Source organism: Pseudomonas sp. UTLPPB19802 (assembly GCF_059730225.1).
In genome coordinates this window covers 4,631,573-4,647,593 of sequence record NZ_AP048545.1, presented here as the reverse complement: position 1 = coordinate 4,647,593, position 16,021 = coordinate 4,631,573, and the positions used below count along the sequence as shown (strand labels likewise).

11 protein-coding genes and 1 tRNA gene are annotated in these 16,021 nt (G+C 65.1%); 2 read left to right on the top strand and 10 right to left on the bottom strand.

Annotation, left to right across the window (positions count from 1 at the left end; translation table 11 throughout):
* Window positions 1-7 precede the first annotated feature (7 nt).
* Together AC6I6U_RS19970 and AC6I6U_RS19965 are read left to right on the top strand one after the other, a co-directional pair.
* A tRNA-Gln gene (locus AC6I6U_RS19970) sits at window positions 8-82 on the top strand.
* Between the two features lie 123 nt (window positions 83-205).
* Complete coding sequence (locus AC6I6U_RS19965; RefSeq protein ID WP_497877751.1) at window positions 206-940, top strand: CPBP family intramembrane glutamic endopeptidase; 735 nt, start codon at window positions 206-208, stop codon at window positions 938-940.
* Between the two features lie 3 nt (window positions 941-943).
* Here AC6I6U_RS19965 and AC6I6U_RS19960 read toward each other — a convergent pair whose 3' ends face one another.
* The 10 genes from AC6I6U_RS19960 to AC6I6U_RS19915 all read right to left on the bottom strand — a co-directional run bounded on the left by AC6I6U_RS19960 (window position 944) and on the right by AC6I6U_RS19915 (window position 15,966).
* Entirely contained in the window at window positions 944-1,735 is a 792-nt protein-coding gene (locus tag AC6I6U_RS19960; protein WP_497877750.1) for an ABC transporter ATP-binding protein, read from the bottom strand.
* 11 nt (window positions 1,736-1,746) lie between these two features.
* A complete protein-coding gene (locus AC6I6U_RS19955; protein ID WP_497877749.1) occupies window positions 1,747-2,508 on the bottom strand; it encodes an ABC transporter permease in 762 nt (253 codons plus the stop codon).
* Window positions 2,505-3,278 carry an ABC transporter permease gene (locus AC6I6U_RS19950; RefSeq protein WP_497877748.1) on the bottom strand — a complete coding sequence of 258 codons (774 nt, stop codon included), beginning with the start codon at window positions 3,276-3,278 and terminating at the stop codon, window positions 2,505-2,507. Before AC6I6U_RS19950 ends, AC6I6U_RS19955 begins: the two co-directional genes overlap by 4 nt.
* A 159-nt stretch (window positions 3,279-3,437) precedes the next feature.
* On the bottom strand, window positions 3,438-5,906 hold the full coding sequence (locus AC6I6U_RS19945) for a TonB-dependent receptor plug domain-containing protein (RefSeq protein WP_497877747.1): 2,469 nt from the start codon (window positions 5,904-5,906) through the stop codon (window positions 3,438-3,440).
* A 169-nt stretch (window positions 5,907-6,075) separates the two neighbouring features.
* The gene (locus AC6I6U_RS19940) at window positions 6,076-8,346 is read right to left on the bottom strand and encodes a TonB-dependent receptor (protein ID WP_497877746.1); all 2,271 of its coding nucleotides are present in this window, start codon (window positions 8,344-8,346) and stop codon (window positions 6,076-6,078) included.
* A gap of 329 nt (window positions 8,347-8,675) precedes the next feature.
* A complete protein-coding gene (locus AC6I6U_RS19935; protein ID WP_497877745.1) occupies window positions 8,676-9,734 on the bottom strand; it encodes an ABC transporter substrate-binding protein in 1,059 nt (352 codons plus the stop codon).
* Window positions 9,735-9,769: 35 nt separating this feature from the next.
* Window positions 9,770-10,822, bottom strand: a complete 1,053-nt coding sequence (locus AC6I6U_RS19930; protein ID WP_497877744.1) for an ABC transporter substrate-binding protein — start codon at window positions 10,820-10,822, stop codon at window positions 9,770-9,772.
* Between the two features lie 18 nt (window positions 10,823-10,840).
* Window positions 10,841-12,004: an LLM class flavin-dependent oxidoreductase gene (locus AC6I6U_RS19925; protein WP_497877743.1), complete on the bottom strand. Its 1,164-nt coding sequence runs from the start codon at window positions 12,002-12,004 to the stop codon at window positions 10,841-10,843.
* Between the two features lie 319 nt (window positions 12,005-12,323).
* On the bottom strand, window positions 12,324-14,192 hold the full coding sequence (locus AC6I6U_RS19920; RefSeq protein WP_497877742.1) for an ABC transporter ATP-binding protein: 1,869 nt from the start codon (window positions 14,190-14,192) through the stop codon (window positions 12,324-12,326).
* On the bottom strand, window positions 14,185-15,966 hold the full coding sequence (locus AC6I6U_RS19915) for an ABC transporter ATP-binding protein (RefSeq protein ID WP_497877741.1): 1,782 nt from the start codon (window positions 15,964-15,966) through the stop codon (window positions 14,185-14,187). Before AC6I6U_RS19915 ends, AC6I6U_RS19920 begins: the two co-directional genes overlap by 8 nt.
* Between the last annotated feature and the right edge of the window lie 55 nt (window positions 15,967-16,021).

Below are 16,021 nucleotides of genomic sequence, written 5' to 3'. Positions count from 1 at the left end.
AATCCACAGGGGCGTCGCCAAGCGGTAAGGCAGCAGGTTTTGATCCTGCCATGCGTTGGTTCGAATCCAGCCGCCCCTGCCATTTTCTCTTTATCTCCAAACTTTCCCCATCAGGCATTCATGGCCTGGAATCCCCGGTTGTCCGCATGACAGGAAACTTGTTAAAACGGACGTTTCGCTGTGCGCCGAAACCAGGGATGGCCGAATGATCCATGATGGACTTGCTGTTCTCATCAACTACGGGCTGTACCTGATACCCGGCCTGCTGCTCTGCGGCCTGTGGTTCTGCCTGTTACCCAAGACCCAACCGGCCTTGCGCATTGCAGTCCTGCTGCTGACCTTCGTGCTGCTGCGCGACGCCATGACGCCCTTGGGGATGTGGTCGCTCAGCGGCGATTTGCAGATCGGCTTTATCGCCAATCCGTTCGTGCTGGCCATGCTCGGTGCGTTATCACTGGGGTTGGTCGCGCTGCTGGCCTGGTTGACGCCGCAGTTGTGGCAACTGGTTGTGGGATTCAAGGGGAACCGGATTGTCGGGTTGGCGGTGGGCGTGGCTGCCGGTTGCCTGATCGGCTTGCCGTTGCGGCTGTACCAGGGCATCGAGCCGGCGGCGATTGTCGGCTACTGGAGCTGGTTGCCTGGAATGCTGGTATTGGCCTATGGGGCCAATGCGCTGGAAGAGGTGCTGTTTCGCGGATACCTGCAGGGCCATCTGGAGCAGCAGGTGACGCCCCTGCGCGCGGCCTTGATCAGTGCCGTGGCGTTTTCCGCCTGCCATTCGTTCCTGGCGCTGACGGTTACCCGGTTGGGCTGGCCAGTGCTGGCCTTTACCCTGTTGGAAGGGGTGGCTTGTGGGTTGGTGCGCATGCGGTATGGAGTAGTGGCCTCGACGGCGACCCATGGCACGGCCATCCTGCTGATCGCCGTGCCGATGCTGTAGGGATCAGTGCACCAGTTCTGCCAGCAACTGTTCCTTGTAGGCCGTCAGCAACGCGGACGCGCGGTCTCGCGGGTGGGGCAGGTCGATCCTGATCTCATGCTTGATCCGCCCCGGACGGGCATCCATGACGACCACCCGATCGCCCAGGTACAACGCTTCCTCGATATCGTGGGTGACCATGATCACCGTGCAGCGCTGCTTGATGCAGATGCTTTGCAGCTCATGTTGCAGGCGCACCCGGGTCAGCGCATCGAGCGCCCCCAGCGGTTCGTCCAATAGCAGCACCTTGGGCTTGTTGATCAGCGCCCTGGCGATGGCCGCCCGCTGCGCCATCCCGCCGGAAAGCTGGTGCGGATAGGCATTCTCGAACCCCTCCAGGTTGACCAGGGCAATATGTTCGGCCACCAGGCGATCCTTCTCCGGCTGGGACAGCGGATGATTCTTCAAGGCCAGGACGACGTTTTGGCTCACGGTCATCCAGGGGAACAGCCGGTGATCCTGGAACACGATGCCACGCTCCAGGCTGGTCCCGGTCACCGGCTTGCCATCCAGCAGGATCTCGCCGTCATACTCGGCCTCCAGGCCGACGACCAGCCGCAGCAGGCTGGACTTGCCGCAACCGCTGGCGCCGACGATGCTGACGAATTCGCCGGGGCGGATGCTGAGGTTGATGTTTTCCAGTACCGGCAGGGGCTTGCCCTCGATCCGGTAGGCCTTGCTCAGGCCGCGAATCTCCAGGGCGCCGCTGTGCAGCGCGGTATCGGTGGAGGGCAGGTGGTGGGCGATCGCATTCATGGGCAGGCCTTTCAACGGGTGGCGCGCCAGCGCAGCAGGTGCCGGCTGAGGCGATTGAACAAGAGATTCATCAGGTAGCCGCAGAGGCCGATGCACAGCACGCCGAGTACGATCACCTCCATGCGGGAGCCGGCTTCGGCGTTCATCATCAGGTTGCCCAGGCCGGGGCCCGAGGCCAGGAACAGCTCGCTGCCTACCGCCGTGACCCAGGCGAACGCCAGGGCATGCAGCACTCCGGTGGCGATCGCGGGCAACGCCGCGGGCAGCAGCACGAGGATGAACTGCTGGGTACGGCTGAGCACCAGCACCTGGCCGACCTCGCGGTAACGCTGTTCGACATGGCTGAAGCCCTGGTACGTGTTGAGCACCATCGGGTAGAACGCGGCGAGGGTGACGATCAGCAACTTGGAAAACTCGCCGTTGCCGAACCACATGGCGATCAGCGGAATCCAGCCGAGCATCGGCACCTGGCGGATCGAATGAAACAGCGGGCCGATCAGCCGGTTGGCCAACGGCGACAGCGCCATCAGCACGCCCAGCGCGACGCCGAACAGGATGCCGAGGGCCAGCCCACTGCTGGTCCGGGCCAAGCTGGCGGCGAGGTTGACCAGCAGTTCGCCGTTGCCGAGCATTTCCAGCAGGGCCGCACCGATGGTCGACAGGGGCACGAAAGCATAGGCCCCCGCGGCGTCCTGGCGTGACAGGTACTCCCAAAGGCCGAGCAACAGCAGCGGCAGCAGTAGGCCGCGGGATTTTCCAAGTAGACGGCTCATTGGCGCTCCGGGCTCGGTTGCCAGCGGAACAGGCGTCGTTCGAGCTGGCGGAAGGAATAGTCGAGGGTAAAACCGATCACCCCGGTGATGAACACACCGACCATTACCACGTCGATGCGCAGCATCTGCCGGCTCATTTCGATCATCTGCCCCAGGCCAGTGTCGGCGGCCAGCAGTTCGGTCGCCACCAGTACCACCCAGGCGCGGGTCAGGCCGATGCGAAAACCGGTGATGATCGACGGGGCGGCGGCGGGCAGGGCGATCTCGCGGACGAACGTCGGCCAGCGCAGGCGGTAGACGTCGGCGACTTCGAAGTAGCTGCGCGGGATGGCCTTGATGCCCTCGCTGGCGGCCAGGGCCACCGGGAAGAACGCGGTCTTGGCGACGATGACGATCTTGAAGGTTTCATCGATGCCGAACAGCAACACGAACATCGGGATCAGCGCGATGCTGGGGATCTGCCGCAGGGTATGGAACAACGGTGCGCAGTAGGCTTCGACCTGTTTCGACAGGGCCATCAGGATGCCGAAGGCCAGGCCACCCAGGGCGCCGAAACCAAAGCCCAGTACCAGGCGCGACAGGCTGTTGTGCAGGTGTTCGAACAGCTCGCCGTTGGCCAGCAGCTCTTCGAAGCTTTGCAGGACCAAGGCCGGGGGCACCAGCAGGTTGCGGGGAAAGAAACCGGCATCGGCGACCAGGGCCCAGAGCAGTAGCAGGGCCAGGGGCGAAATGAGCCAGGTCAGGGATTTGAGTAGGCGCTTGTAGGGCATGGATGATCTGGATCTGGTGGAGTTCCCCAGGGCCATCGCAAGAGCTGTGCCAGTTGGTTCAGGACTGCCTGGACCGGCGAGAGCGTCGCCATGGGCACCCCATGATGATGCCCTGGCAACACTCCATTGCTGCTCCAGCAGCAGCCAATCAGCAATCCCCTAGAAGTTGTAGCTCAGGCTGGTGTAGTAGAACGCCCCTTGGGCCCCCTCGGGGCTGGTGATCGAGTACTTGGGCACCCCGTACAGCTGCGTGCCGTTGGCCTTGTCCGGATAGCTGTCGAACAGGTTGATCGCTCCCACCGAGACCTTCAGCGCCTTGTTGAAGGTGTACGACACGTCCAGGTCGGTGACCCATTGCGCGCTGTAGGTCTGATCGAGGCTGGGGTTGGTGGTGTTCAGGCTTTTCCATTCACCATAACGGCGCTGGGCCACGGTCACGCTCCAGGCGTCATGGAGCCAGTTGGCGCTCAGGGTCAGCTTGGAATCCGGCGTGCCGTCCTCGATCAGACCCTGGGTGGCCCGGCCGATGATCTGCGAACCACTGATGCCGCCGACATCGCGCAGGGCGGTGATGGTGGTGTTGTTCTTGCTGAAACCGCTGCTCAGGTTCAGTCGGCCCCATTGCTGCAGGTCCAGTTGGTAGTTGCCGGTCAGCTCGACGCCGTCGGTGCGGGTATCGGCGATGTTGGTGTAGAACGCCGCGCTCTGGATGTTGGCGTAGGGTGTACCGGCGAAGATCGGCGAGACCACCGAGGCCGGCAACTGGTCGGAGAGGGTGATGCGGTTGGAGATGTCGATCCGGTAGGCGTCCACCGTCACCGAGGCATTGGGCAGTGGGCGCCAGACCAGGCCGAGGGAATAGTTTTTCGATTCTTCCGGCTTCAGCGCCTTGCCGCCGAGCAATTGCGCCTCGGGGCTGTCGGCACGCAGGGTGCGCTGTTGCACCTCGACATAGTTGCCACTGCCCGGTGGCTGTTCCACCACCTGCACGCTGAAGGACGACATGCCGCTCTGCACCAGCGATGGCGCGCGGTAGCCGGTACTGGCGGTAGCCCGGGCGGCCAGCTCGGGGGTGAAGTCATAGCGCAGCGACAGCTTGCCGTTGGTGGTGTCGCCAAAGTCCGAGTAATGCTCGGTACGTACGGCCACGCCGGCCTGGAATTTCTCGGTGATCTGCCCCTCGACGTCGAAGTAGGCGCCGAGCACCTTGCGCTCCAGCGAGGCGGCGTCGACCTGGGTGATCCCCGAGTAGTAGCCCGGCAGGCGCCGGCCGGTGATCGGGTCGATGGTGTTGAACAGCGGACCGTTCTGCCAGCCGGCGGCTTCCCCGGCGCTCAGCTCGTAGTTTTCCTTGCGCCAGGCCAGCCCGGCGGACAGGGTCAGCGGCTTGGCCAGCAGGTCGGTGGGGAAGTCGCGGACCCAGTCGAGGGTGAGGTTGGTCTGGTCGGCTTCGCGCTTGCCGGTGTAGATGTTGGTGGGGCTGTTGACCCCCCAGCTCGGGTTGATGGCGTTGCGGTCGTCCGAGGTCAGGCTGTTGTCGCCATGGTTGATCGCCAGGTCGAACTTGCCCAGTCGTTCGTCCTCGAAGCGCAGGCCGCCGGTCACGGCGTAGTCTTCCAGCGAATAGCGGGTCACCGGTAGGCGGCCATCGGGGTAGCGTTGCAGGGCGACGCTGCCGTAGTTGCTGCGCAGGGCTGTCGGCGGGTCGAAGAAACCCTCGGAGTCGGTGTTCTTGTGCGAATAGGTAGCAAAGCCGTAGGCGGTCAGCCCCTGGTCAAGGCCCATCTCGCCGTTGGCGATGAAGTTGTACTGGTCGGAGACACCGTTGGTGCCCCAGTTCCAGGTGCGGTAGCGGTTGTTCTGCTCGCGAGGGGTGTTGGTGCTGGTATCGCCGGGATAGAAGATCCGGTTGTCCGGGTTGGTGTTGCTGGCCGGGTCCTGGCTGCCGGCGTCGAAGCTGAGGGTCAGGAAGCCGTCGTTGGGCAGGGCGAAGCCTTTCCAGCCGCTGTACTTGCGCTGCACCCCGTCGCCCTTGTCGTAGCCGCCGAAGCGATAGCCGATGTTGCCGCCGTCGTCCTTTTCCTTGAGCACGATGTTGATCACCCCGGCGATGGCATCGGAGCCGTACTGGGCGGCGGCGCCATCACGGAGGATTTCCACGCGCTCGATGGCACTCAGCGGGATCAGGCTGATATCGACCGCCGCCGCGCCACGGCCGTTGGCCAGGCTCTGGCGGGTGATGTTGGCACTGGTGTGACGGCGCTTGCCGTTGACCAGCACCAATACCTGGTCGGTGGCCAGGCCACGCAGCGACGCGCCCTGGGCAATCGAGCCGGCAAACGCGCCCTGGGGCGACTGCGGCATGGTGAAGGATGGCGACAGCGCGGTGAGGGCACCGGACAGGTCGCTGGCGCCGGTCTCCTGCAATTGCTCGGCGGAGAGCACGTCCACCGGCGCGGCGCTTTCCAGGGCGGTGACATCGCTGCGACGGGTGCCCAGCACCACCACGGTATCGAGGCGATCGCCGCTGGCGGCGGGTTTCGACGGTGATTCGGCCGCGAAAGCGGGCACGGCAAGGCTGCCAATGACCAGCGCGACGGCGCCGGCCAACGGATGACGATGGAACATGGTTCAATTCCTTTCAGATTGAAAGTGGTTTATGGCCGGCCTGGCCCCTGGGGGCACCGGCTTGCTGCAGGAGGCGCTTCGACGATCCGCCGAAGGCGGCCCTGCAGCGGTTTCCTGTGGAAACGATCAGATCCATGCCGCTCCCACAGGGCATGCATGAGGTGTGCGACTAGAAGCGGCTGGTAACGCTCAGGCCGACGGTGCGTGGATCGCCGTAGGTGACGACGTATTGCCCGGCCGTGCCGTTGGGGCGGCCATGGACCTGGTAGCGGCGGTCGGTGACGTTGTCGACGAAGCCGGTGACGCTGAGCTTTTCATCCGGGCTGTACCAGGTCAGCCGGGTGTTGGCGAGGGTGTAGTGGGGCTGGCTCAGCAACTTGTCGGCGCTGCTCTGGCGATCCGCCAGGAAGTACTCCTTGTCGCGATAGCTGACGTCGCCGCTGGCCACCAGCTTGCCGCCGATTGCCAGCGGGAAGGTGTAGTCGGCACCCAGCGAGAGTACGTTGCGCGGCGAACGGACGAAGCTGTTGCCGCTGTAGTCGCCGGTGACCGCACCGGTGTTGGGGTTGGTGTTCTTGAAGTCGGTGTATTCGGTATCGAGGAACGACGCCGCGGCGCGCAGGTGCAGGTAGTCGGTCGGCTGGCCTTCGAGTTCCAGCTCGACGCCCTTGACCTTGCCCTTGGCCCCGTTGGTCAACGCGGTGGTCAGCACGCCGTTGTTGACGGTCAGCAGGTTCACCTGGATGTCCGAGTAGTCGTAGTAGAAAACGTTGGCGTTGGCCGTCAGCCGGTGGTTGAACCATTCGGACTTGAGGCCGAGTTCGTAGGCGTCGAGCTGTTCCGGATCGACCGTGGTCAACTGCGCCAGGCTGGTGGACAGCCCGGTGTTGAAACCGCCGGAGCGGAAGCCGTGGGCATAGCGCAAGAACACCCGAACGTTGTCATTGATTCTGTACTCGGGGGTCAGGTCGTAGGTCCAGGCCTCCCAGGTCTTGTCTTCCTGGCGATTGCCATTGGTACCGGTGCCCGCCAGCGGGATCAACGGGCCGTTGGCGGTGGCACGGGTGAGCTGGCTCAGGTTGAGGTCGATGTCTTTCTTTTCCTGGGTCCAGCGCAGGCCACCGGTGACGCTGAAGCTGTCGGTGAAGTCGTAGGTCAGGTTGCCGAACAGGGCATAGCTGTCGGTCTTGTGGGTGTAGTCGAGGTTGCGCACATCGGTGACGCCGCCGGTCTGGTTCGAGCCGGTACCATTGGGCGTGGTGCCGGGCGTGATGATCCGCGAACCGTTGCTGTCCAGGTCCTCGTGGAAATAGTGGGCGCCGGCCAGCCAGCGCAGGGTTTCCTGCTGTGGCGACGCCAGGCGGATCTCCTGGGAGTACTGGCGGTAGGCGTTGTCGCTGTAGCTGGTGCCGTTGACCTCGTAGGGCGTGTAGTCGGCATCGCTTCTGGAGCGCCCGCGGATATAGTCGTAGGCGCTGATCGAGGTCAGGGTGTAGTCGCCCAGATGCCAGTTGAGGGTCAGCGAGGTGCCGTCGTGGTCGAGACGGGAATCGTCATCGACGTTCTGGTCGACATTGCGCCCGGACGCCCGCTGGTAGCCGACGTTGTAGTAGCGGCCGATCGGCAGCGTGCCATTGGCACCGTCACCCTTGTATTCGCGGCTGTGGATCTTCAGCAGGGCGTCGAGGTCCGGGTTGAGCTTGGCCAGGAACTGCAGGCGCACGGCTTTCTTGTTGACATCGCCATAGGTCGAGTCGTCGAAGCGGTTGTTCTGGAAGCCGTCGCGTTCTTCGGAGTACAGCGAGACTCGCGCTGCCAGCCGGTCCTCCACCAGGGCGCCACCGATGGCACCGGTGAGGATACGGTCGTTCCTGCTGCCGATGCCGAGGGTGGCGAAACCGTCGGTATCGAAGGTCGGTTTTTTCGAAATGATGTTCACCGCGCCGGCCGTGGTGTTCTTGCCATACAGCGTGCCTTGCGGGCCGCGCAGGACTTCGATGCGTTCCAGGTCGAACAGCGGACCGCCGCCGGCGATCGGCGCATTGAGGTACACGTCGTCCGAGTAGATGCCCACCGGGAACACCGTCGCCGCCCCGGTATCGCCGGTGCCCAGGCCACGGATATACCAGCGTGGGCGCGCGTCGCCGTCGGGGTTCTTGGCCGAGACGTTGGGAATGAAAGTGGTGATGTCGCGCAGGTTGCGCGCGCCATCGGCGATCAGGTTGCTGCCCTGGACCGCCGACACCGCCACTGGAACCTCTTGCAGGGTTTCTTCGCGGTGTTGGGCGGTGACGGTCACGGCTTTCAGCACCGGCTCGCTGGTGCTGTTGCCGGCTTCGCCGTCGGTGGTTTCGGCTGCCAGCGAAACGTCGCTGAAGGTGCCACCGGCGAGGGCCAGGGTGAGCCATAGGCTCCGGGTAATTGGATTAAGTGTGTGCATCAAGTCTCTCCCCCTTGAATGTTTCCTGAAGGGACTTGAGCAGAGACCGTGCCAACAATATTAGTTATGGATTTTTTTGCTGTTTAGTATCTTTATTTGATTGAAAAATAAGGAATTTATTTAATTTCTTGATGGCATGGAAAGTGCTGTTCCGGGCAGGCGCGAAGTGCCTTGAAAACAATGGAAATGATTTGCCGGGGATTCAGCAGGAAGTTGCTTGGCGGGTGCTGCTGGAGCAGCAATGTGGGTGGTGGTGGGTGTTGCTGGATAAGCACTCTGGTGTGCGGGCGCCTTGTTGCGGGCGCCCGCACAGTGGATGGCCGCGATGGCTAGACCGCTACCCTGGAAGTCGATCCGATCACCTTCTCCAGTACCCGGAAGTCGATCCACTCGCGCACATCGAAGCGCCGCGGAATGAATTCCCAGCGATGCAGGAAATCGGTGAAGTCCTGTAACGCCTCGATCGAGCGCGCATCCAGGGTCGTGCGCAGCCGCCGGTGGGCATCCTCGCCGTAGGCCGCCGATACCCAGTATTCGCTGGTGTTCAGCTCCCGGGCGAGAAAGCGCCGGGTTTCCTCGGGGTTGGCCCAGGCCCATTGCTCGGTGCGCAGCACGGTATCGACGATCTTCACGCTGGCATCGAAATGCTCTTCCAGCAGGTGCGTGTCCACCGTCAGGGTCCGCGGCGTACCGTTGTTCGAGCGGATCAGCGGGTCCGGGTGCGAGCCGGTGTCGACCACCACGTGCAGGCCGAACTCGTTGGCCAGGTGTACGGCATGGGCGCCCTTGAGGAAAATCGCATCGATGTCACCGCGCAACAGGCCGATCAACTCGTTGTTGCGGCGGCTGTACTGGATTACCCCGAGGCTGATCTGCGAGCCGTGGACGTAGGCTTTCGGGTGGTCGCTGTAGGTGCCACCGTAGGGGTAGTCCACCAGCTCGACATCACTGACGCTCAAGCCCTCGAGCTTGAGGGCGTTCTCCAGGCCGCGCAGGGCTTGGGCGCGGGTGAAGTCGATCTGCACGTTGGCCCATTTCGGCACGCCGAAGCGGCGGTTCTTCAGGTCGCGGACACTCTTAACGCCGCTTTCCGCAGTGGTCAGGATCAGTTGCACCTCATCGGTCCAGGACAAGCCCAGGACTCGCGTCTGCACGCCGCTGGAGTAGGCCCAGATGGCCGGGATGTTGCCGCCGTGGCGCACCGAATTCTGCAGGTGATGGTCGTAGTGTGCCTCGCGAACTTCCCGTTCGCTGGACTCGCGCAACGACTGGATGTTCGTGCCCCAGGGCTGGAAGGCCTCGGCCAGGCGCCCGGACTGCACGGCGATGCCAAGCCCGGTGGGGACCGGGCTGTGGGTGTACCAAAGCGTATCGAGTGGTTTGCTCATAAAAGCCTTCAGTTCGAATCCATGAAACCCGAGGGTCAGCCTGCCAGCGCGGCAGGGGTTTGCAGCAGCGACTCCAGTGGCCGGCGGTCGATCCAGTCACGTACGTCGAAGCTTTTTGGAATGAAGCGCCAGCGCTGCAGGAACCCGGTGAAGTCCTGCAGGGCTTCGATGGCCTGCTCATCGAGCCCGGTGCGCAAGCGCAGGTGGGCGTCGTCACCGTAGGCGGCGCTGACCCAATACTCGCTGCTGTTGGTCTCGCGGGCAAGGTAGCGGCGGGTGTCTTCCGGGTGGGTGTGGGCCCAGTGTTCGGCGCGCAGCACCGAGTCGAGGATGCCGCGGGCAATGTCGAAATGCTGCTCCAGCAGGTTCAGGTCCACCGCCAGGGTGCGTGGCGTGCCGTTGTTGCTGCGAATCAGCGGGTCGGGATGGGAACCGGTATCGATCACCGTGTGCAGGCCGAACTCGTGGGCATGGCGGGCGGCACTGGCGCCCTTGAGGAAGATCGCATCGACCTCGCCGCGCAGCAGGCCCAGCAGTTCAAGGTTGCGACCCTCGCCTTGCCGGCCGTTGACCGGTGTGCCGGCGATGGTCTGCACCTGACTTTCGCTGAAGGTGCCGCCATAGGTGTAGTTCACCAACTGCACGTCACCGACCTGCAGGCCTTCGAGCTTGAGGGCGTTTTCCAGGCCGCGCAGGGCCTGGGCGCGGGTGAAGTCGATCTGTACGCTGGCCCAGTCGGGCAGGCCGAAGGTACGGCCCTTGAGGTCCTTGACGGTCTTGATGCCCGTGTCGGGGCGGGTCAGGATCAGTTGCACTTCGTCGGCCCAGGACAGGCCGATCACTCGGGTTTCGCGACCCTGGGCGCGAGCCCAGATGGCCGGGATATTACCACCATGACGCACCGAGTTGCGCAGGGTGTGATCGAAGTGCGACTCGCGTACCGCTTTGTCGCTGGACTCACGCATGGACTGCACCTGAGTGCCGAGGGCACCGACGGTGTCCTGCAGCCAGCCTTTTTGTACCGCGATACCGAGCCCGGTGGGAACCGGGCAACGGGTGTACCAGAGCGTGTCGAGAGGTTGGGTCATGGTCGGGGTTCCGGGCGTTCAGGCGCTGGCTTTCAGCTGGGACGGGGCGGCCTCGGCGGCAGGGCGCTGATGCACCAGCGGCAGGACTTCCTGGCCAATGCGCAGGGCTTCCTCCAGGTGCGGGTTGCCGGCGAGGATGAAGGTCGAGAAGCCGGCGTCGCGGTATTCCACCAGGCGCTCGGCGATGTTCTGGTGGCTGCCCACCAGGCCGACGGTCGGGCCCGGCTTGGCCTTGGCAAAACCGGCCCAGAGGTTGGGGCCGATGACCAGGTCCTCGAAGCGGTCGATGTTCTGGTGATAGGCGGTCTGGCGGGCGCCGCCGACCGAGTCCGAGCCGCTGGTGAAACCCTTGGCCAGGGCGCTGCCGCGACCGTCGAGCTTGTCGAACTGGCGGCGCAGGTCGGCCCAGGCCTGTTCCTCGGTTTCCCGGGCGAACAGGTCGACCCGCAGGCCGAAGCGCACGGTGCGGCCCTGTTTGTCCGCCAGTTCGCGGACCCGCTCGATATGCGGTTTGAGCTTGTCGACCGGCTCGGCCCAGTTCAGGTAGACATCGGCGTGCCGGGCGGCGACGTCGAGGGCCGCATCGGAGAAGCCGGAGAAATACACGCCGGGCTTGCGTTCGTGGTGCAGGCCGGGGGGCAGGGCGCCGTTCTCCAGTTGGTAGATATCGCCGTCGTAGGAGAAACGCTCGTTGTTCCACAGGCCCTGGATGATGTCGAGGAATTCGCCGGTGCGCTTGTAGCGCAGGTCGTGTTCGAGGAAGTCGCCGTGGGCGCGTTGGCTGGCCGGGTTGCCACCGGTGATGATGTTCCAGTCCAGGCGCCCGCGGCTGAGGTTCTGCAGGATGGCTGCCTGCTGCGCGGCATAGGCCGGCAGGGTCCAGGTCGCCTGGAAGGCGATCAGGAAGCGGATGCGCCGGGTTTCCCGGGCCAGTGCGGCGGCGGCGATCCATGGCTCCGGTCCGGTGGGCAGCAGCGCGCCTTCGAAGCCGGCCAGCTCGGCGGCCTTGGCGACCTGGGCGATGTAGTCGATGTAGGTGAAGTCGTCAGGCTCGCCGTTGGCCAGGCGGCCAGGTGCGATGTGGCCTGGGCGATGATGGGCGCTGCCGCGGTTGTGCTTGTCGGTGCTCAACTGCGGACCGTCGGTGCCCAGCGGCAGGCGCCAGAAAAATTCAGTGCTCATGGATGCTCCCGATTCAAGTGCACGGTGGGTTGGGCACTCGGTTGCAACGGCCATGCCACGTCGTTTGTGGGGGTGGCTCGCGGCCGATGGCGATAGCTCTAGCGTCACCGTAGCCTGGGGATGGCCGCCTTTGGCGGATCGCCAGCAAGCCGGCTCCCACAGGTTGGCGGTGGCAGGGGATCGAGGCGTGTCAGGCGGGGGGGTGCTTCTGTGGCAGCACCCTTCCAGCAGTGGTTGCTGTGAGTGCAGCACCGAGGCTCTTGCAGGCGCGGGCTTGCCCGCGAACCGCCAGGGGCGGCCAGACCCGGCGCTGCCGATTTCAGGCCGACACCCCTGCGCTGATCTCGTCGATACTGGCGCCATTCTCGGCATTGTGCAGATACGTCTGGTACAGCGCGGCATAGGCCCCGCCCAAGGCGATCAGGCGGTGATGAGGACCTTGTTCGACCAGCCGCCCATGGCGGATCACCGCGATCCGGTCGGCATCGCGAATGGTCGCCAGCCTGTGGGCGATGATGATCGCCGTACGTCCCTCGCACAGGCGCCGGAACGCCTGCTGGATACGCCGTTCGGTATGGATGTCGACCGCCGAGGTGGCCTCGTCCAGCACCAGCACCGCCGGATCGGCCAGGTAGGCGCGCACCAGGCACACCAGTTGCCGTTGCCCATGGCTTAGGTGCCCGCCCAGCGGCCCGACCTCGGTGCGGTACTGGTGCGGCAGGCGTTCGAGAACCTCTTCCGCACCCAGCTCCCTGGCGGCAGCGATCAGCGTCGCATCGTTGGCCTGGGGCGCGGCCAGGCGCAGGTTATCGAGGATGCTGCCGCTGAACAGCACGTTGTCCTGCAACACCACTCCGACGTTGCGCCGCAACGCCTGTTGGGTCAGCTCCCGCACATCGATGCCGTCGAGCCGTACCGTGCCGCCCTGCACGTCGTAGAAGCGCGTCAGCAACTGCACCAGCGTGCTCTTGCCATGTCCGGACGGGCCGACGATCGCCAGCACCTCACCGGCGCGAATATGCAGGTCCAGGTCATTGATCACCGGCGACAGCCCCAGCGGGTCATAGGCGAACCGCACCTGCTCGAAACTCACCTCGCCACGGGCCCGTTCCAGCGTACGCGGGGTATCCGGGTCGGTGACCTGCGGGCGGGTATCGAGCAGCAGGAAGATCCGCTGCGCCGAGGCCGAGCCGGTGGCGTAGCGTTCGAACAGCTCCGACAGCTCCTGCAGCGGGCCGAGAAACAGGAAGACGTAGAACAGGCTCTCCGCGACCTGGCCGACCGTCACGTGCGCTGCCGCCAGGCCATAGGCACCGACCAGCAACAGCGTGGCCATGCCCGCGGTACTGAGCAGCGCGGTGAACGGCGCGAACCAGCTGGCCCGCAGGCTGCCGCGGATCAGCGCCTGGTTGAAGTCGACCAGCAATTGGCGATAGCGCCGCCGGTTGGTTTCCTCGCGCACGCACTGCTGCAGCATGCGCACGCCGCTGACGCTTTCCACCAGGTGCGCGGTGAAGCGGCTGCGGTTTTCCGCGACCTTGGCCCAGTTGCGCTGGGAGATGCGCTTGAAACTCCAGGTCGCCAGCACCAGCAGCGGCACCGTGGCGGCCAGGCTGAGGAAGAAGCGTGGGTCGATGCTCCACAACATGATCGACGCCAGGGTGCAGCGCAGCAGTGCGCCGAGCAGTTCCGGCGGGCCCTGGATCAGCAGCGGTTCGAGGGCGTCGACATCACGGTCGGCGCGGGAAATGATCCGCCCGGCCTTGGTCCGGTCGAAGTAGCCGACGCTCAGCGCCTGGACATGGGCGAACACCCGTACCCGCAAGTCGTTGAGCACGCGGATCGCCGCGCTGCCGGCGATGAACTGCGAGATCCCGGCCAGCAGGAAGCGCCCCAGCCAACTGGCCGCGAGACCGAGTCCCAGCCAGAGCACCAGGCGTTCATCCAGCAGCCAGTGGTCGGCCTCGTGGACCAGGCCGCGGTCGAGCAGTTCGCGGACGAACCAGGGACGCAGGAACACGGTGAACACCAGCAGCACCTCGATGCCGATGACGCCGAGGATCGCGGTGCGGATCGGCTGCAGCAGCGGCAGCAGGCGGCTGAACATGCTGCGGTCGAGGGCTTTCCTGGCGAGCATTTCCTCGATTTCGATATCGCTCAGGGCTTTGCCCGGAATTGGATTAGCCATGGTCGATCCCCAGCAGGTCGCGGTAATGCGGGTTATGTTCAAGCAGTTCGGCGTGGGTGCCGCTGGCAGCGATGCGGCCGCCGTCGAGCAGCAGTACCCGGTCGGCGAGCAGAAGGGTGGAGAGCTTGCCGGAGATCAGCAGCACGCTGATCGGCCGGCCCTGGTCGCCGCGCAGCCCGCGAATGTTGTCCAGCACCTGGCGCTCGGTCAGGGCGTCCAGCGCGCTGGTGGCGTCGTCCAGGCAGAGGATGTCCGGCGTGCCGAGCAGGGCACGGGCCAGGCTCAGGCGCTGACGCTGGCCGCCGGACAAGGTCACGCCGCGATCGCCCAGCGGTGTCGCCAGGCCCTGTGGCAGGCGTTGCAGGACGTCCTCGGCGGCGGCCAGGCGCAAGCCCTCGCGCAATTGCTCGTCACTGGCGGCTGGCGCGCCCAGGCGCAGGTTGGCCGCCAGGGTGTCGGAGAACAGGAAGCTTTCCTGCGGCACCACATGTACCCGTCGGCGCAGCTCGGCCAAGTCCAGTTGGCGGATGTCCTGCCAGCCGCTGCTGTCGTTGCCCAGCAGCAGGCGGCCGGACGTCACATCGGTCAGGCGCGGCAGCAGGCTGGCCAGCAGGCTCTTGCCAGTGCCGGTGGCGCCGACCAGGGCAACCACTTCGCCCGGTCGCAGGCTCAGCGAACAATCGTGGAGGATATCCCGGCCACCGCCGGGGGCGCTGACGCTGACCTGTTCCAGCTGCAGTCCCACGGGCGTGGCGGGCAGCCGGTCGCTGCCGCTGCGGATCGCCGCTGGCTCGTCCAGCAGTTGCCAGATCCGCTCGGCGCTGGAGCGGGCATCGGCGAAGGTCTGCATGACCCGGCCGATGCCCTCGATACGGAACACCAGGGTGGTGGCGATCAGCAGCGAGGTCACCAACTCGCCGATACCCAGGCGCCCGGCGGCGACCTGGTGGGCGCCGTACACCAGGATCCAGACGTGGCCGAGGGCAACCACCGCCTGCGGCAGCGGGATGCGTGAACTGGAGTAGGCCAGGGCCTGGCGGGCGAGGTCGGCGAACACTGCCACCTGCTCGGCGAAACGCCGGATCCGGCTGTGCTCGAGGGCGAACGACTTGATCACCCGGACGCCGCCGATGCCTTCGCTGAGGTCCTGGGTGACCCGGTCATAGGCGGCGCCGACGGCACGGTCGAGGCTGACCAGGCGTTCGGTCTGGCGCACGAAGATCCACAGGCCGAAAGCGGTCAGCAGCAGTGGCACCAGCCCGAGCAATGGGTCGTACCAGCTCAGCAGGCCGACCGCGGCCAGTACCACCAGTGGGGTTTCCACCACCTGGCGCCAGAAGCTGATCAGCGCATCGCGGACCTTGTCGGCATCGCGGGTGGTGCGGGTGATCATTTCGCCCATGCCGTGCTGCCAGTGATAGCCCAGGTGCAGGCCCTGTACCTGCTGCAGGATACGTTCGCGCAGGCGCGTCAGCAGTTCCTGGCTGAGCACCAGCGACAGCACTCCGGCGGCGTACTGCAGCACGCCGCGCAGGGCGGCCACCGCGAGCATCAGCCACAGCCAGTGCCAGGCGAGGCTGGCGTCCAGGCTGCCATCGGCCTGGCGGACCACGGCGCGGCCGGCACTGACATCGTTGACCGCATGGCCGATCAGCCATTGCTGCCAGACCAGGCCCAGGTTGACGCTGATGAACAACGCGGCCACCAGCGCGAAACGCCAGGGCATTTCGCGATAGATCGCCAGGCTGCGGAGCAGGGGGTGTTTTTCGCTCATGAAAGGCTCGATAAGAGAGTTGCAGACCACCCCTCTGCTGTTCTTGTGGGAGGGG